Source organism: Marinobacter shengliensis (assembly GCF_030297115.1).
GTDB lineage: Bacteria > Pseudomonadota > Gammaproteobacteria > Pseudomonadales > Oleiphilaceae > Marinobacter > Marinobacter shengliensis.
The window spans coordinates 1,597,849-1,615,086 of record NZ_AP028062.1; the positions used below are offsets into that span (position 1 = coordinate 1,597,849).

Genomic DNA, 17,238 nt, shown 5'->3' on the forward strand with positions numbered 1-17,238 from the left:
ATGGCTGAAGAGAACGATAACAGCCAGGAGAAAACCGAAGAGCCGACCCCCCGACGACTTGAGAAAGCCAAGGAGGACGGCCAGACTGCCCGTTCAAAAGAGCTGGCCACCATGTCGGTGTTACTGGCTGGTGCTGGCGGCCTTCTGATGTTTGGAGGCAGTCTTGGGGCAACCCTTGAGAGCATCATGCGGGATGCCTTTGTGATTGAGCGCGCCGCGATCTACGACACCCGCCATATGAGTGTTCAACTCATACTTTCTGCCAAGGCAGCTGCATTTGCCTTGTCTCCCATTCTGATCATGCTCTTGGTGGCGGCCATCGCAGGCTCTATTGGCATTGGTGGTTTGTTGTTCAGCGCCAAGGCGATTGCCCCGAAAGGCAGCCGGATGAATCCCATCAAGGGTCTGGGGCGGATGTTCTCGATGCGCTCCCTCATTGAGTTGGTCAAGGCGATTGCCAAGGTGGGGTTGGTGCTTGCGGTGGCCATCCTGATTCTCAATCTGCGCACTGAGGACCTGCTTGCGATCGCTGAGGAGCCCGTTGTCCCGGCCATGGCCCATGTGGTCTGGACTTTGGGCTGGAGCTTCTTTTTCCTGTCCTGTGCCACCATCATCATTGCCATGATTGACGTGCCGTTTCAGATCTACGACCACCAGAAGAAACTGCGCATGACCAAGCAGGAGGTGAAGGACGAGTACAAGGACACCGAGGGTAAACCAGAGGTAAAGGGCAAGATTCGCCAGCTGCAGCGTGAGATGGCCCAGCGCCGGATGATGCAGGATGTGCCGACAGCTGATGTGGTGATTACCAACCCGACCCACTATGCGGTGGCGTTAAAGTACAACCAGGATTCGATGGGAGCGCCGGTGGTGGTGGCCAAGGGGGCGGATGAGATTGCCTTCAAGATTATGGAGATTGCCCGTGAGCACAAGGTGGAGATCCTGCGGACGCCGCCGCTGACCCGGGCGGTGTATCACAATACCGATGTGGGGCAGGAGATTCCCGACGGTTTGTATATGGCTATTGCTCAGGTGCTGGCTTATGTGTTCCAGCTCCGGCAGTTCCGCAAGGGGCGCGGGGCCAAACCGGGTATGCCTGATTTTCCGATTCCGCCGGAGATGCGGCGCGATATTTAGATTTTGGAGTTTGGCTCTTTTGTAGCCTGCCGGTTTGGTGCGGCGAGCCAGGCCGAGCTTTATGTCGACCTGACCGGTTTCATTGCTTAAGCCTTGGGCTCCTGAATCCGCTTACCCCAGGCTTCTTTCTCGCCTGGCAGGATCAGGTTCAAGGCGATCGCGACAACCGCGCACAGAGCAATACCTTCCAGCGTACCAATCACCATGTTGCCGATACCGAAAACCAGGGTGACGCCAACGATCACCAGGTTACGGGACTGGGACAGGTCTACCTGGTGGCGGATCAGTGTGTTCAGGCCGACCACGGCGATGGAGCCGAACAGCAGGCACAGGATGCCGCCCATAACCGGAACCGGAATGGTCTGCAGGGCAGCACCGAATTTGCCAACGAAGGCCAGGACGATGGCAGTACCCGCGGCCCACCACATCACTTTCGGGTTGAAGTTTCGGGTCAGCATCACCGCGCCGGTGACTTCAGAATAAGTGGTGTTGGGTGGTCCACCGAGCATGGAGGCGGCGCTGGTGGCCAGGCCGTCGCCCAGCAGAGTGCGGTGCAAACCGGGTTTTTGCAGGTAGTTTTTGCGGGTGACGTTGCCGATGGCCAGTACGTCACCGATGTGTTCGATGGCCGGGGCAATGGCGACCGGGATCATGAACAGGATGGCGCCCCAGCTGAAGGCGGGGGCGACGAAGTTGGGGACGGCAAACCAGGGGGCTTCCTGGACCGGGGTAATGTCTACAATGCCGGCGAACCAGGACAGGGTGTAGCCAACGATAACGCCAAACATGATTGGGATCAGCCGGAAGATGCCCTTGGCCCAGACCGACATGACGATGGTGACGGCCAGGGAGATCATGGCGATGACGATGGCGGTGTTGTAGGGCACCAGTTCGGCGGCGCCGTCTCCGGTGCGGCCAGAGGCCATATGCACCGCCACCGATGCCAGTCCCAGGCCGATGGTCATAATCACCGGGGCGATGACCACCGGCGGCAGCAGGCGGGTGACAAAGCCCGTGCCCCGTGCCCGCACGGCGCCGGCCAGGATGATGTACAGGATGCCGGCCGCCATCAGGCCCCCAAGAGTTTCTTCCAGCCCGAAGCGGCCCTTGGCGGCGATGATCGGCGCGATGAAGGCAAAGGATGAGGCCAGGAAAATGGGGATCTGGCCGCCGGTGACTATGTGGAAAATCAGGGTGCCGACGCCGGCGGTAAACAGCGCCACGTTGGGGTCCAGCCCGGTGATCAGGGGCATCAATACCAAGGCGCCGAAGGCGACCAGGAGCATCTGGGAGCCGGCTAGTGCCTGCTTCCATACGGGTTCATGGGTGTGTTCCTGCATGCTCAGACGTCCTTCTGCTTGGTGCCGAAGATTTTGTCACCGGCATCACCCAGGCCAGGCAGGATGTAGCCTTTCTCGTTCAGGCGCTCATCAACAGAAGCGGTGTAGATGGAAACGTCCGGGTGTTTTTCCAGCACTTTCTCGATGCCTTCTGGCGCGGCCACCAGCACCAGGGCCCGAATTTCGGTGCTGCCGGCTTTCTTGAGCAGGTCGATGGTGGAGATCATGGAGCCACCGGTGGCCAGCATCGGGTCGATAATCAGAGCCATGCGCTGGTCCAGCTCGCCCACCAATTTTTCCAGGTAGGTTTCAGCTTCCAGCGTGTCTTCGTTGCGGATCTGGCCCACTACGCTCACTCGTGCCACCGGGATCAGGCTCAGCACGCCGTCGAGCATGCCCAGGCCAGCGCGCAGAATCGGCACGATGGTGACTTTCTTGCCGTGAATCTGTTCCACGGTCACCGGCCCGGCCCAGCCATCAATGGTTTTTTCCTGCAGGTTGAAGTCTTTGGTCGCCTCGTAGGTCAGAAGTGCGCCAACTTCCTGTGCCAGTTCACGAAAATTCTTGGTGCTGATGTCGGCGCGGCGCATCAGGCCGAGTTTATGGCGGATCAGGGGGTGCTTCACTTCGTGGATCGGCATTGGGGTCACCTGTGTGTTCGAATGTTCGGGCTTGATTTCGGATGCAATAAATGGCGCAAGGATACCGTATCTGGGCGCCCGCGTCAGGCGCTGGTCGTGCGGTAAATATCAAAAACTGTAAGGCCTGGTACGGTTCTTGCGATAACTCTCCCAGATTGGCGCGCCGCGTCAGATTTTCGACCCTGACAGTTCTGAAAAGCACGGCAGAGCGGAGAAGTATCCAGCATGGACAGAGCGTTAGTTCTGAGTAACGTCAAAACCCTGACGCGGGGCAGTATCGGTATTCCACTGATGCTTATGGGCTTGTTGGGCATGATGATCCTGCCCATGCCGGCCTTCCTGCTGGACGTGTTCTTTACCTTCAACATCACCTTGTCCATCGTCATTCTGCTGGTGTGTGTGTACGCGCTTCGGCCGATGGAGTTCGCGTCGTTCCCGACGGTACTGCTGGTTGCCACGCTCCTGCGCCTGGGGTTGAACGTTGCCTCTACCCGGATTGTCCTGCTCAACGGTCACGAAGGTGGTGATGCTGCCGGTAAGGTGATCGAATCGTTCGGTGAGGTTCTGATTGGCGGGAACTATGCGGTTGGTCTGGTGGTGTTTGCCATCCTGATGATCATCAACTTCCTGGTAGTCACCAAGGGTGCCGGCCGGGTGTCGGAAGTCAGTGCCCGTTTTACCCTGGACGCCATGCCCGGCAAACAGATGGCCATTGATGCGGATTTGAACGCGGGCCTGATAAACCAGGACGAGGCCAAAAGCCGCCGTTCGGAGATTGCCCAGGAAGCGGATTTCTATGGATCCATGGATGGTGCGTCCAAGTTTGTAAAGGGCGATGCCATTGCGGGGTTGCTGATTCTTGCGATCAATATCATTGGTGGTATCTCGATCGGCATGCTCCAGCATGGCCTGGACTTTGGCCTGGCGATGCAGCGGTACGCGCTGCTGACCATTGGTGACGGCCTGGTTGCCCAGATTCCATCACTGTTGCTGTCTACTTCCGCTGCCATCATGGTAACGCGGGTAACGGCCAGCCAGGACATGGGCGGGCAGATCATTCATCAGATGTTCAACGCGCCCAAGGCCATCGGTATTGCCGCAGTCATCCTGATTATCCTGGGTCTGATTCCGGGCATGCCCCATGTTGCCTTCCTGGGATTGGGCAGCCTTGCCGCCGGTGCGGCCTGGCTGATCTGGAAAAAGCAAAGCCAGACTGTGGAAGAAGAGGGCGTTTACGCCGGTCGTGGCGGCATGGCTGGTGGAGCGCCCCGTGCCGGTGGCGAGGTGGTTCAGGATCGGTCCGGCGCAGAAGGACAGGCGCTGCCGGCGCCCGGTGAAACCCGGGAGCTGGGCTGGGATGATGTGGCGACCGTTGACATCGTTGGTCTGGAAGTGGGCTACCGGCTGATTCCTCTGGTCGATAAATCCCAGGGCGGGCAGCTGCTCAGTCGCATCAAGGGGGTTCGGAAAAAACTGTCTCAGGATCTGGGTTTCCTGATGCCGTCAGTGCACATTCGGGACAATCTGGACCTGATGCCAAACGTCTACCGCATCACCCTGATGGGTGTGACCATTGCCGAGGCGGAGATTCACCCGGAACGTGAGCTGGCCATTGATCCGGGCCAGGTGTTTGGCAAGGTGGAAGGCATTGCAGGCAAAGATCCGGCCTTTGGCCTGGATGCCATCTGGATTGAGCCAGACAAGAAAGACCAGGCCCAGACCCTGGGCTATACCGTGGTGGATGCCAGCACGGTGGTGGCTACCCACCTTAACCAGATTCTGCAAAAGCACGCCCATGAACTTATCGGCCATGAAGAGGCCCAGAAGTGGCTGGACCAGTTGGAGAAAATGGCTCCGAAACTGGCGGAGGAGCTGGTGCCTACGACGATTTCCGTGAGCGTCCTGCTGCGGGTACTGCAGAACCTGCTCCGGGAAGAAGTGCCGGTCAGGGATATGCGCTCCATTGCCGAGGCCATTGTTAACGTGCACCCCAGAAGCCAGGACCCGAAACTGTTGACCACCCTGGCTCGCCAGGCGCTTCGCCGAATGATCGTTCAGAGCATCTGTGGCAACGATGCCGAGATTCCGGTGATCACTCTGGATCCCGATCTGGAACAGTTATTGCTTAAGTCTGTTCAGCAGAGTCAACAATCCGGCGGACAGGAAGATATTGGCCTGGTGCTTGAGCCCAACATGGTGGAAAAGCTGCAGCGGTCTCTTCAGGACAGTGTTCAGCGCCAGGAAATGCTGGGCAAGCCGGCGATTCTTCTGGTTTCCGGGCCCTTGCGGCCAGTGCTGGCAAAGTTTGCCAGTTATGGGGTAGAGCGTTTGCATGTGCTCTCGTACCAGGAAATTCCGGATAACAAACAGATCACGATAGTCGCCTCTGTTGGCCAGTAAGGCCGGCAGGGCAAGGCGAACACCCGATTCGGGCACGCCGGTGGAGGATGAAGCGTTATGAAAGTACAACGGTTTTTTGCAAAGACCATGGCCGAAGCCCTGAAACAGGTTAGTCATGAGATGGGGCCGGATGCCGTTATTTTGTCCAATCGCCGGGTGGACGGAGGCGTCGAAATTGTGACGGCCCTGGACTATGACGAAAATATGGCACGCCAGCGCCTTGGCGAGAAAGCGGCACAGGCCACCAACGGCTCGCGCCTGGCGGAGCTGCAGGCAGACCAGCATCGTCGGTTGGAAGAAGAGTTGAACCGATCGCGCAGTCGCATTCGCGAAGTGCGGGAGAAGCGGGCGGGTGTCGGCGCGGAATATGATCGTGCACTGGCTGATGATCGGCCGGGTGCCGACTGGTCAGGTGAGTTGGCTGGTGGATCGACCTCGGTGGGCAATGCAGGTGGCCGATCAGAGGCGGGCTACTCGGATGAGTTGGCGAGCATGAGAGCGGAAATCAACTCCCTGAGAGAGATGGTCAGCGGCCGTACCTCGGTACCCGAGAAGCCTGCAGTCGCGGCATCCAATGCGGTTCAGCAGAGGCTTGCAGAGCGGCTGCAGGAATTTGGCCTGGGCGCGGAGCTGGCAACCTCTCTGTCCCGTCAGCATCGCGCCGGCAGGTTGGAAGACGGTTGGAAGCAATCCCTGAAGATGCTGGCCACCGGCGTACGTACCGCTCGGGAACACTGGCTTGAGGCCGGCGGCGTCTATGCGCTGGTGGGGCCAACCGGGTCTGGGAAGACCACCACCATTGGCAAGCTGGCAGCCCAATATGTACTGGAGCACGGGCCGGATTCCCTGGCGTTGGTCACCACCGATCGCTACCGGGTGGCAGCCCATGAACAGCTGTTTGTGTTTGGCCGTATTCTCAATGTTCCGGTCCGGGTTGTGGACGAGAGTCATTCCCTGGATGACATTCTGGACGAATTGTCAGACCGGCACCTGGTTCTGATTGATACTGCCGGGCTGACCAGCTCGGATCGCGGTTATCAGGAACAGCTGGCGGAGTTGGCCCGGAGCGATCACAATATCCGTACCCATCTGGTCGTGTCTGCCACCAGCCAGCCGCGCATCATGAAATCCGTGTGGCATTGCTATAAGATGGCAAACCTTGCAGGCTGCGTCATGACCAAGATTGACGAAGCGCTGACACTGGGTGAGTCTTTGGGCTTTGTCATGGAAACCGGCCTGCCAGTGGCATGGTATACCGATGGCCAGAAGATTCCCGAAGACCTGCACCGGGCAGAGGCCATTCCTCTGGTGCGGTTGGGCGTAGAACGCCTGAAAACAATGCAGCACGGCCAGGCCGTTGCAGAAGGGGCCTGAGGCCCGGTGGTACAGCCGGTGCGCTGCCGTTTGCGCCCACACAAGAACGCAGTAAGAGACTGATAACAGTATGAGCAGACCACATCCGGTTCAGGTGATTGCGGTTACCGGCGGCAAGGGCGGTGTCGGCAAGAGTAATGTGTCCGTCAACCTCGGTATCGCGCTGGCCCAGAAAGGCCGGCGGGTGGTGTTGCTGGATGCAGACCTTGGCCTTGCCAATATCGACGTGCTGTTGGGCATTACCGCCAATCGCAATCTGCAGGATGTGCTCAGTGGCGAGTGCGACCTCAAGGACGTTCTGGTCAACGGCCCGGGTGGTATCAAGATTGTCCCCGCATCGTCCGGCACCCAGCGTATGACCCAGTTGAGCCCGATGGAACATGCAGGGCTGATCAACGCCTTCAGCGAGCTGGGTGACCAGATTGATGTGCTGATTGTTGACACAGCAGCCGGTATTTCCGAGTCGGTCGTCAGTTTCCTGCGGGCCTCCCAGGAATTGCTGCTGGTGGTGTGCGATGAGCCTACCTCCATTACCGATGCTTATGCCCTGATCAAACTGATGAATCGCGACTACGGCACCAACCGTTTCCGTATTCTGGCGAATCAGGTGCGAAATGAGCAGGAAGGCCGGCATCTGTATGAAAAACTGACCCGTGTCACCGAGCGTTTCCTTGATGTAGCACTACAATATGTAGGTATCGTGCCGTACGACGAAGCCGTCAAAAAAGCCGTTCAGCGGCAGCGGGCCGTTCTGGATGCCTATCCACGGGCTAAGGCGTCGCTGGCGATCCGTGCCCTGGCAGAGAAAGTGGACAGCTGGCCGCTGCCATCATCGCCAAGAGGGCATCTGGAGTTTTTCGTGGAGCGGCTCGTCGAAGTCTGATCTGAATCCAGTCCTATAAGAAAACCGGATACATGACATTGGCGAAAAACCTGGGAATCTACCATCAGGCTGGCGCAAAAGGCCCCTCTCAGCTGATTGAGGAGCATGCGCCGCTGGTCAAGAAAATCGCCCTTCATCTGATGGCCCGTTTGCCGGCCTCGGTTCAGCTTGAAGATCTCATGCAGGCCGGCATGATTGGCCTGCTGGAAGCTGCACAACGCTATTCCACCGGCAAGGGTGCCACCTTTGAAACCTACGCAGGCATTCGTATCCGCGGTGCCATGGTGGATGAAATCCGCAAGGGCGACTGGGTTCCCCGCTCCGTTCACCGCAATGCCCGCCGTATCGCGGCAGCCATCAAAACGGTTGAAGACCGCACCGGGCGCGAGGCCCAGGATGTCGATGTTGCCGAAGAGCTGGGCATTGACCTGTCGGAATATCATGCTTCCCTGGCAGACGCCAACAGTGGCCGACTTTTTAGCCTTGATGAGCTCAATGAATCCGGGGAGCTGCCGATAGAAGAAACAGAGGCCAGCGATAATCCCCTGGATGGCATTTCATCAAATGCATTCCAGAAAAGCCTGGCAGAGGCAATCGAAGAGCTTCCTGAGCGAGAAAAGCTGGTGTTGAGCCTCTACTACCAGGAAGAGCTCAACCTGAAGGAAATCGGCGCGGTGCTGGGCGTCAGCGAGAGCCGGGTCAGCCAGATTCATAGCCAGGCGGCCCTTCGTCTCAGGGGGCGGTTGTCCGATTGGCGGGAAGACGAGCCAGAATAAACCGGGCCGGCGCTGACCGCGCGGCGCGTAACTGTGTAGATTTTGGTAACCGGCGCTTTACAACGCGGCCAAACACCACACAATAAGCGGTTAAAGCAGCGGCCTGCTAGACTTTCAAAAGGCTTAATGAAATCCGGGTGTTACTGACTGGAGGTCCCATTGGACAAAAACATGAAAATTCTCATTGTGGATGACTTTTCCACAATGCGGCGAATCATCAAGAATCTGCTGCGCGATCTTGGCTTCACCAATACGGATGAAGCGGACGATGGCAACACTGCATTGCCCATGCTCAGGAGCGGCAAGTACGACTTCCTGGTGACCGACTGGAACATGCCTGGCATGTCGGGTTTTGATCTGCTCAAGGCGGTGCGGGCAGACGAGAACCTGAAGAACCTGCCGGTGCTGATGGTAACCGCGGAGGCCAAGCGTGACCAGATTGTGGCGGCGGCGCAGGCCGGCGTTAACGGGTACGTCGTCAAACCGTTTACCGCTGCCGTTCTCAAGGAAAAGATTGAGAAGATCTTCGAGCGAATCCAGTAACCAGAGGTCGGATGGCTGTCATGACTGACAAGAACGAGAACCATCAGGGCCTCGACCCGGAGGTAACCGAAAAGCTCCAGCAGCAAAGCTCCGAATTGGCCGAATGCATCAGTTCCGGTAACTACGCCCGTGCGATGTCGGTGATCAACGAGCTTAGTGAAGTTCGCGACCAGAGCCTCTATCGGGAAGTGGGGCGGTTGACCCGGAGCCTGCACGAGGCTATCCGGAATTTTCAGATAGACGCCCGCAGTGCCGAGCAGAAAGAAGCCTTGTCCAAGATGTCCGATGCCTCGGATCGGCTGGCCTACGTTGTCCAGATGACCAGCCAGGCGGCTAATCGCACCATGGACCTGGTCGAAGAAAGCATGCCGGTGGCGCATACCATGCGCGACGAAGCGACCGCCCTGCGAGACGAATGGCAGCGGTTGCGTCGTCGGGAAATGGAGCCGGCAGAATTCCGGGAGCTGTACGGCCGCATTGATCGCTTCTTTGCGGGCCTGGCCACAGATTCCGATACCCTGTACAGCAACCTGTCAGAAATCCTTCTGGCCCAGGACTTCCAGGATCTTACCGGGCAGGTTATCCAGAAAGTAACGGCTCTTGTGAAAGAAGTCGAAGAGAACCTGCTTGGCCTGGTGGTGATGGCCAGCCACGTGGACCAGCTCACCGGCACCGTGCACCAGATTGAAGAAAAAGAAGAATCGGCCGAAAAAGGGGTAGGGCCTCAGATCAAGGCTGAGGAGCGTGATGATGTAGTTTCGGGGCAGGACGACGTTGATGACCTGTTATCCAGTCTCGGTTTCTGAACGATTATAGAGGGTGACGCATGGCGTTTGATGCCGACGAAGAGATCCTGCAGGACTTCCTGGTTGAAGCCGGCGAGATTCTCGAAAAGCTGTCCGAGCAGCTGGTAGATCTTGAGCAGCATCCGGATGACAGCAACCTGCTCAACGCCATCTTCCGTGGTTTCCACACGGTCAAGGGCGGTGCCGGGTTCCTGCAGCTCGAAGCGCTGGTCAACTGCTGTCACTCTGCGGAAAATGTGTTCGATATCCTCCGCAACCACAAGCGCAAGGTCACCTCCGAATTGATGGACGTGGTGCTGGAAGCTCTGGACCACGTCAACGCCATGTTTGATCAGGTTCGTAACCGTGAAGAGCCGACTCCGGCTCCGGACGAATTGATCGCTGCGCTGGATGAACTTGCCAAGCCGGAAGGCGACACGGCAGCGCCGGCACCGGCAACGCCAGAACCCGAACCTGCCGCCGGTGCGGGCAATGATTCCGGAGATATTACCGACGAAGAGTTTGAGCAACTGCTGGATGCCCTGGCCGATGAAAAAGGTGCAGAGCAACAGCCGGCGGCCGCACCGGAAAACACCTCCGCCAACGACGCCGGGTCAGACGGCGACGAGATCACCGACGACGAATTTGAAGCCCTGCTGGACCAGTTGCATGGTAAAGGCCAGTTTGCTGGCCCCCCGGTTGTTGATAACGACACCCCGCCGGAGCCGGAACCAGAAGAGCCGGCAAAATCATCCACTGGTGATGATCTGATCACCGATGACGAGTTTGAAAACCTGCTGGATGAGCTGCATGGCAAAGGCAAGAGCCCTGGTGCGGCCCCCGCAGCGGAGACCAAACCTGAGCCTGCGGCCAAGCCTGAGCCAAAGAAGCCGGAACCAAAACAGCCGGAACCCGCCAGGCAGGAAGCCAAGCCGGCAGCCCCCTCCGCCCCGGCAAGAGATGCGGCGCCCGCAGCCGAGACCACCGTGCGGGTGGATACCAAGCGCCTTGACGACATCATGAATATGGTGGGTGAGCTGGTACTGGTCCGTAATCGCCTGCAGCGCCTGGGCTCCGAGAGCGAAGATGAACATATGCACAAGGCGGTCGCCAACCTCGACGTGGTGACCACCGATTTGCAGGCGGCGGTCATGCAGACCCGCATGCAACCGATCAAAAAGGTATTCGGGCGCTTCCCACGGGTGGTACGAGACCTGGCCCGAGGGCTGAAGAAAGAAATCAACCTGGTGATGCACGGGGAAGAAACCGACCTGGACAAGAACCTGGTCGAAGCGCTGTCCGACCCGCTGGTTCACCTGGTAAGAAACTCCGTTGATCATGGCATTGAAATGCCAGAGGTGCGGGAAAAGGCCGGTAAGCCCCGTGCAGGCACTGTGACCCTGTCAGCGGAACAAGAGGGGGATCATATCCTGCTTTCCATCTCTGACGACGGCGCGGGTATGAACCCTGATGTTCTGCGCCGAAAAGCGGTGGAGAAAGGGCTGTACGACCAGGACGCCGCAGATCGACTGACCGATAACGAGTGTTTTAACCTGATTTTTGCCGCTGGTTTCTCGACCAAGGAACAGATATCCGATGTTTCTGGCCGAGGCGTGGGCATGGATGTGGTGAAAACCAAGATCGGCCAACTTAACGGCCAGATCAACATCGTGTCTGAACAGGGCAAGGGCACCAGCATTATTATCAAGGTGCCGCTCACCCTGGCGATCATGCCTACGCTGATGATCATGCTGGGCGATCAGTCTTTCGCCTTGCCCCTGGTGAACGTGGTTGAAATTTTCCATCTGGATCTGTCGAAAACGAACATTGTCGATGGCCGGGAATGCATTGTGGTGCGTGACAAGGTATTCCCGCTGTTCCACATCAAGCGCTGGCTGGTACATGGCGCGGCTGGCCAGAAAGAGCCGGAAAACGCCCATGTGGTGATTGTGGCCATGGGTACAAAGCAGGTCGGGTTCGTGGTGGACCAGCTGATCGGCCAGGAAGAGGTGGTGATCAAGCCCCTGGGGCGGGCGTTACAGGGTACGCCCGGTATGGCCGGGGCCACCATCACCGGTGACGGCCGCATTGCCCTGATTATTGACGTACCCAGCCTTCTTCAACATTACGGTTAGCGGTACCGGGGCAGATAACATGCAGGATTGTTTAGGAGAAATGGATGACAGTTTCTGTCCTGGTCGTTGATGATTCAGGGTTCTTTCGCAAACGGCTGACGGAAATCCTCACGGCCTCGGGGCAAATCGAGGTTGTTGGTGCGGCAACCAATGGCCGTGAAGGGGTGGAGCTGGCTGAAAAGCTGCGCCCTGATGTGATTACCATGGACTACGAAATGCCCGTGATGGATGGTATTTCGGCGGTTCGTGAAATCATGAAAAAGCACCCGACCCCGGTGTTGATGTTCTCATCTCTGACGTATGAGGGTGCGCGGGTTACTCTGGATGCCCTGGAAGCCGGGGCAGTGGACTTCCTGCCCAAGAACTTCGAGGAAATTGCCCGGGATACCAGCCAACTTCAGAAAATCCTCATCGATCGGATTCTTGACGTGGCAGGCAGCAAGCCCAGCGGTCGTTCTGCGGCCCCGGCTGCACGCCCGGCAGCTCCGCGTCCCGGGGTTACGCGCCCGGCTGCCCCGCAGCCTCCAGAGCGGCCCGCCAGACCGGTAACCCGCGACCGCTCAGCCCCGGCCCCAGTCCAGCCAGAGCCGACCCGCGAGCCGGAAACTCCAAGACGGCCCTCCCGGAAAGCCGCACCAAGACATTACAGCGTGGTTGCAATTGGCACTTCCACGGGAGGGCCGGTGGCGTTACAGAAGGTCTTGACCGCGCTGCCGGCCTCTTTCCCGGCTCCCATTGTGCTGGTTCAGCACATGCCTGCCAGCTTTACCCCGGCTTTTGCCGAGCGCCTGAACAAACTTTGCCGTATTCAGGTCAAGCAGGCCGAAGATGGCGATATCCTGAAGCCTGGCCATGCCTTGTTGGCGCCTGGCGGCAAGCAGATGATGATCGAAAATCGTGGCGGTCAGGCGAGAGTCAGGATCCTGCCGGGTGACGAACGGCTGAATTACAAACCCTGTGTGGATGTCACTTTCGGTTCTCTTGCCCGAAGCTTCCCGGGGAAAACCCTGGGCGTCATCCTGACGGGAATGGGAGCAGACGGTAAGGAAGGCTGCCGGATGATGAAGCAGTCTGGCTCAGTGGTCTGGTCCCAGGATGAGAAATCCTCGGTCATCTACGGCATGCCCATGGCCGTTGCCAAGGCCGGATTGAGTGACGAAATCCTGCCGCTTGATGAAGTTGGCCCCCGGCTGGTTGAAGGCGTGAGCTGATGGATATTCTGAGCCTGCTGGGTATCATCCTTGCGTTTGTAGCCATCCTGGGTGGCAACCTGCTGGAAGGTGGTGCGGTCGGGTCCCTGTTCAACGGGCCCGCCGGGCTGATTGTGGTTGGGGGCACACTGGCGGCCACCATTCTGCAAACCTCCTGGCCCATGCTCAAGCGGGCCATGGCGCAGATTCGCTGGGTGTTTGTGCCGCCCTATATCAGCCTGGAAGATGGTATTGGCAAGGTTATCGACTGGAGCGTCAAGGCTCGTAAGCAGGGTTTGCTGGGCCTTGAAGGCCTGGCAGAGCGGGAGCCGGAGAAATTTGCCCGCAAGGGGCTGCAATTGCTGGTTGATGGCGCTGAGCCGGAAGCCATCCGCAGCATTATGGAAGTGGATCTGGAATCCCGTGAGCAGCGGGATCTTGAGGCGGCGCGTATCTATGAAGCCATGGGTGGTTATTCGCCGACGATCGGTATCATTGGGGCGGTCATGGGCCTGATTCAGGTGATGACCAACCTTGAAGACCCGCAGTCTCTGGGTAGCGGCATTGCCACCGCGTTTGTAGCCACCATCTACGGCGTGGCCCTGGCCAACCTGCTGTTTTTCCCTGTCGCCAACAAGTTGCGAAGTATCGTCAAGGAACGTACCCGCTACGAAGACATGATGATCGATGGCATCATCGCCATCGCTGAGGGTGAGAACCCGAAATCCATTGAACTGAGGCTGCGGGGCTTCCTGCAGTAATCAGGACGGACTAGCCTATGCGTCGGCGCAGACAACCCCAGGATGACCTGCACAATAAGGAGCGTTGGCTGATATCCTATGCGGATTTCATCACGCTTCTGTTCGCTTTTTTTGTTGTCATGTACTCGGTGTCTTCCGTTAACGAGGGTAAATACAAAGTTCTGTCCGAAACCCTGACAGGCGTGTTTAACGCCCCCCAGCGCTCGGTGCAGCCTGTCCAGGTGGGCGACCAGCCACTGCGGGCCCAGACCAGTTCACCAGAAGACGTTATTCCCCCGCCGGTCACCGAGGCGCCGCGCAATCCTCAACTGGATGCCGAAAGCCGCACACAAGCCCTCAGAACCATGGCAGATCAACTGACTATGGAGTTTGATGAACTGATCAGCCAGGGCGTGGTCAGCCTGGAAACCAATGAACAGTGGTTGGAACTCAACCTGCCAAACAGCATGCTGTTCAGTAGTGGCGACGCCGAACCTCACTATGACGCATTCCAGGTGATCGAGAAGATCGCGACGGTGCTTCGCAACCGGGATAATGCCATCAAGGTGGAGGGGTTTACCGATAACCAGCCAATCAGAACCAGCCGGTTTCCATCCAATTGGGAGCTTTCCAGCGCCAGGGCATCGGCCGTGGCTCGTATGTTGATGATGGAAGGTGTAGAGCCCGAACGTCTGGCGGCGGTGGGTTACGGCCAGTACCAGCCGGTAGCGAGAAACGACACCGAGGAAGGGCGGCGCCGTAATCGCCGGGTTGTGCTTCTGATTTCCCGAGACGCCAGTATTCGTGGTGCCGTTCGCTAATCTGCCGGTGGCAGATGCGTATGGCCGAACTGGCACGCTTCCTGTATTACAGTCTTTTTATCATCCGGATCGGCAAAGGCTTGCCGCGTAAAACGGACAGCGGACAGTCAAGTTTCGGGCCCGCGTGCCGATATGGTCAATAGCGGCCGGTATTTCCGTCGGGCATAGCCAAACTGGAGTGACAAGAGTGCGAATCTGGGCTGTAGCCAATCAAAAAGGTGGTGTAGGTAAGACAACCTCGGTGGTAGCCCTGGGCGGGTTGTTGGCCGAACGCGGCAAACGCGTGCTGGTGGTCGACCTGGACCCCCATGGCTCTCTGACCAGCTGGTTCGGGTATGACCCCGATTCGCTGGCACATAGCGTCTTCGATCTGTTCCAGCACCAGGGCAAGGTGCCGGATGGCTTGCCTGCCCAGCTGATTACCGAGACCAGTTGTCCGAATCTGTCGTTGCTGCCGGCCAGCACAGCCCTGGCCACCCTTGAGCGACGGATGATTGGCGTGGAGGGGATGGGGTTGATTGTTTCCCGGGCCCTGGCGCAACTCTGGGATGACTTTGACTACGTGATACTGGACAACACCCCGTCGTTGGGCGTGTTGATGGTCAATGCCCTGGCGGCGGCCCAGCACCTGATCATTCCGGTACAGACCGAGTTCCTGGCGATCAAGGGCCTGGAGCGCATGCTGCACACCTTGCAAATGATCATGCGTTCCCAGAAGAACGAATTGGCGTACACCATTGTGCCCACGCTCTACGATCGCCGTACCCAGGCCTCAGTGAAGAGCCTGAATCTGTTGCGTAAAACCTACGGCGATAAGCTCTGGCGTTTTGCCATTCCGGTGGACACCAAGTTCCGGGATGCCAGCCAGGCCGGTGTTATTCCATCGGCACTGGATGCAGACACCCATGGCGTTCGAGCCTACCGGCACCTGCTTGACGATGTTCTGGCGTTAACCGCTACCGCGAAGGAGCGGCGGCATGGCTGACAAAAAAATGGCACAGCTGGCCACGCCTGATGCGGCGATCGCCAGCTACCTCGACGAACTTCTGCACACGGCAACCAGCAGTGCCCAGGTGCAAGAACCCGAAAAGGTTCAGCCTGCGCCGGAACCCAAGACCGAAACCAGAGCCAGAGTCCGGGAAAAAACGGCCGAGATAGTGAAACGGGAGCCTGCCCCGGTTATCGAGAAGGCGCCGCCCGTACCGCCGGTGTCCGCTGAGGTTGTGCTGCCTCAGGTGCAAGAGGTTCGGCAGCCGGAGGTCACATTGGCAACCACCCCGGAGCCGGTGCCAGCCAGCACGGAACCGCCGACCCGGCCAGAGTGGTCCCATGGGCCGTTTGAGTGCCTGATTTTTACGGTGGCGGGCCTGCAGCTTGCGGTACCCCTGGTCCTGCTTGGTGCCATTCATCGGATTGAAGAAGAAATCCGGCCCATTCCCGGCAGCCCCCGGTGGTACATGGGCATTCGCCCGGATCGTGACCATAATCTGCGGGTGGTCGACACCGCAGAATGGATTATGGCTGGGCGGGTTCCTGCCGGTGCCCGTGATAATTATCGGTTTGTGATCCGTCTGGATGACAGCGATTGGGGCCTGGCCTGTGACGATGTTGCCCAATCGTTCACCCTCAAGCCAGATGAGGTTCGCTGGCGCACCGCGCGTAGCAAGCGGCCCTGGCTGGCTGGAACCGTGATTGATCACATGTGCGCGTTGATTGATGTCAGAACCATGGCGCATCTGTTGGTGAGAGCCGAGCGGGAGCACCATCTGGATCTGAGTTGAGGTGACCGCGTACAGGCGGAAACTGTACAGATTGGTTACTGAAAGAAACCGTGCAAGGCTGGCACGGTTTGTGCCCTTAACTATAGTATTGGGCACTGATGATGAATTTTTGACGATCAGGTTGCCCGCCGGGCAGCCGAGAAGGAGAGAGCGCTATGGCATCCCCGAGCGGACAAGTAAATCAGGCCCAGGATGATCAGGTACTGCAGTACGTGACCTTCCGCCTGGATGATGAGACCTACGGCATCAACGTGATGCAGATCCAGGAAGTACTTCGGTATACCGAGATTGCTCCGGTACCGGGTGCCCCGGATTACGTGCTGGGCATCATCAACCTGCGGGGCAACGTGGTTACGGTTATTGACACCCGTCGGCGCTTCGGCCTGGCGGACGCAGAAGTGACGGATGCCACGCGAATTGTAGTGATGGAATCCTCCAGCCAGGTCATGGGTATTCTGGTGGATTCAGTGGCGGAGGTGGTCTATCTCAAGGCCAGTGAAATTGAAACTGCACCGAACGTGGGTAACGAGGAAAGTGCCAAGTTTATCCAGGGCGTGTGCAACAAGAATGGCGAGCTGATTATTCTCGTCGAGTTCGACAAAATGTTGTCAGACCACGAGTGGGCTGAAATCGCATCGCTGTAAGGGCCTCTCCTTCCAGCGCTCCCGATGGACGTCTTCCGTGGTGACACA

General features: G+C 58.3%; 16 protein-coding genes. 14 read left to right on the forward strand and 2 right to left on the reverse strand.

From position 1 onward, the window contains the following. The gene (flhB, locus tag QUE75_RS07290) at positions 1-1,137 is read left to right on the forward strand and encodes a flagellar biosynthesis protein FlhB (RefSeq protein WP_106695406.1); all 1,137 of its coding nucleotides are present in this window, start codon (positions 1-3) and stop codon (positions 1,135-1,137) included. 86 nt (positions 1,138-1,223) lie between these two features. Here the strand turns inward: flhB and QUE75_RS07295 are convergent, their stop codons facing one another. Further along, entirely contained in the window at positions 1,224-2,477 is a 1,254-nt protein-coding gene (locus QUE75_RS07295; RefSeq protein ID WP_286254727.1) for a uracil-xanthine permease family protein, read from the reverse strand. A 2-nt stretch (positions 2,478-2,479) separates the two neighbouring features. Next, complete coding sequence (gene upp / locus QUE75_RS07300; protein ID WP_058090158.1) at positions 2,480-3,118, reverse strand: uracil phosphoribosyltransferase; 639 nt, start codon at positions 3,116-3,118, stop codon at positions 2,480-2,482. Positions 3,119-3,343: 225 nt separating this feature from the next. Here upp and flhA point away from each other — a divergent pair, with 225 nt between their 5' ends. From flhA to QUE75_RS07365, 13 genes are all read left to right on the forward strand, one after another. Then, positions 3,344-5,518, forward strand: a complete 2,175-nt coding sequence (gene flhA / locus QUE75_RS07305) for a flagellar biosynthesis protein FlhA (protein ID WP_106695410.1) — start codon at positions 3,344-3,346, stop codon at positions 5,516-5,518. Between the two features lie 57 nt (positions 5,519-5,575). Then, entirely contained in the window at positions 5,576-6,892 is a 1,317-nt protein-coding gene (flhF, locus tag QUE75_RS07310) for a flagellar biosynthesis protein FlhF (protein WP_286254729.1), read from the forward strand. 70 nt (positions 6,893-6,962) lie between these two features. Further along, entirely contained in the window at positions 6,963-7,775 is an 813-nt protein-coding gene (locus QUE75_RS07315; protein ID WP_058090155.1) for a MinD/ParA family protein, read from the forward strand. A 32-nt stretch (positions 7,776-7,807) separates the two neighbouring features. Beyond that, positions 7,808-8,551, forward strand: coding sequence for an RNA polymerase sigma factor FliA (locus QUE75_RS07320; protein ID WP_106695412.1), 744 nt, complete (start codon positions 7,808-7,810; stop codon positions 8,549-8,551). Positions 8,552-8,710: 159 nt separating this feature from the next. Further along, entirely contained in the window at positions 8,711-9,094 is a 384-nt protein-coding gene (cheY, locus tag QUE75_RS07325; RefSeq protein ID WP_011785448.1) for a chemotaxis response regulator CheY, read from the forward strand. A 20-nt stretch (positions 9,095-9,114) separates the two neighbouring features. After that, a complete protein-coding gene (locus QUE75_RS07330; protein WP_138436592.1) occupies positions 9,115-9,900 on the forward strand; it encodes a protein phosphatase CheZ in 786 nt (261 codons plus the stop codon). 20 nt (positions 9,901-9,920) lie between these two features. Further along, a complete protein-coding gene (locus tag QUE75_RS07335) occupies positions 9,921-12,014 on the forward strand; it encodes a chemotaxis protein CheA (protein ID WP_106695413.1) in 2,094 nt (697 codons plus the stop codon). A 44-nt stretch (positions 12,015-12,058) separates the two neighbouring features. Next, entirely contained in the window at positions 12,059-13,225 is a 1,167-nt protein-coding gene (locus QUE75_RS07340) for a protein-glutamate methylesterase/protein-glutamine glutaminase (protein ID WP_106695414.1), read from the forward strand. Beyond that, complete coding sequence (locus QUE75_RS07345) at positions 13,225-13,965, forward strand: flagellar motor protein (protein WP_061331820.1); 741 nt, start codon at positions 13,225-13,227, stop codon at positions 13,963-13,965. The genes QUE75_RS07340 and QUE75_RS07345 overlap by 1 nt, the downstream gene beginning before the upstream one ends. Before the next feature lie 17 nt (positions 13,966-13,982). Further along, on the forward strand, positions 13,983-14,765 hold the full coding sequence (gene motD / locus QUE75_RS07350; RefSeq protein ID WP_072677651.1) for a flagellar motor protein MotD: 783 nt from the start codon (positions 13,983-13,985) through the stop codon (positions 14,763-14,765). A 187-nt stretch (positions 14,766-14,952) separates the two neighbouring features. Then, entirely contained in the window at positions 14,953-15,750 is a 798-nt protein-coding gene (locus QUE75_RS07355) for a ParA family protein (RefSeq protein ID WP_072677650.1), read from the forward strand. Then, positions 15,743-16,546, forward strand: a complete 804-nt coding sequence (locus QUE75_RS07360) for a chemotaxis protein CheW (protein ID WP_286254749.1) — start codon at positions 15,743-15,745, stop codon at positions 16,544-16,546. The genes QUE75_RS07355 and QUE75_RS07360 overlap by 8 nt, the downstream gene beginning before the upstream one ends. A gap of 155 nt (positions 16,547-16,701) precedes the next feature. After that, a complete protein-coding gene (locus tag QUE75_RS07365) occupies positions 16,702-17,190 on the forward strand; it encodes a chemotaxis protein CheW (protein WP_072677648.1) in 489 nt (162 codons plus the stop codon). The last annotated feature ends 48 nt before the right edge of the window (positions 17,191-17,238 follow it).

Coding starts and splice junctions, on each gene's coding strand:
- QUE75_RS07320 (WP_106695412.1), top strand. CDS start 7,808: ATGACATTGGCGAAAAACCTGGGAATCTACCATCAGGCTGGCGCAAAA.
- QUE75_RS07340 (WP_106695414.1), top strand. CDS start 12,059: ATGACAGTTTCTGTCCTGGTCGTTGATGATTCAGGGTTCTTTCGCAAA.
- flhF (WP_286254729.1), top strand. CDS start 5,576: ATGAAAGTACAACGGTTTTTTGCAAAGACCATGGCCGAAGCCCTGAAA.
- motD (WP_072677651.1), top strand. CDS start 13,983: ATGCGTCGGCGCAGACAACCCCAGGATGACCTGCACAATAAGGAGCGT.
- QUE75_RS07360 (WP_286254749.1), top strand. CDS start 15,743: ATGGCTGACAAAAAAATGGCACAGCTGGCCACGCCTGATGCGGCGATC.
- flhA (WP_106695410.1), top strand. CDS start 3,344: ATGGACAGAGCGTTAGTTCTGAGTAACGTCAAAACCCTGACGCGGGGC.
- flhB (WP_106695406.1), top strand. CDS start 1: ATGGCTGAAGAGAACGATAACAGCCAGGAGAAAACCGAAGAGCCGACC.
- QUE75_RS07295 (WP_286254727.1), bottom strand. CDS start 2,477: ATGCAGGAACACACCCATGAACCCGTATGGAAGCAGGCACTAGCCGGC.
- upp (WP_058090158.1), bottom strand. CDS start 3,118: ATGCCGATCCACGAAGTGAAGCACCCCCTGATCCGCCATAAACTCGGC.
- QUE75_RS07330 (WP_138436592.1), top strand. CDS start 9,115: ATGACTGACAAGAACGAGAACCATCAGGGCCTCGACCCGGAGGTAACC.
- QUE75_RS07345 (WP_061331820.1), top strand. CDS start 13,225: ATGGATATTCTGAGCCTGCTGGGTATCATCCTTGCGTTTGTAGCCATC.
- QUE75_RS07315 (WP_058090155.1), top strand. CDS start 6,963: ATGAGCAGACCACATCCGGTTCAGGTGATTGCGGTTACCGGCGGCAAG.
- QUE75_RS07365 (WP_072677648.1), top strand. CDS start 16,702: ATGGCATCCCCGAGCGGACAAGTAAATCAGGCCCAGGATGATCAGGTA.
- QUE75_RS07335 (WP_106695413.1), top strand. CDS start 9,921: ATGGCGTTTGATGCCGACGAAGAGATCCTGCAGGACTTCCTGGTTGAA.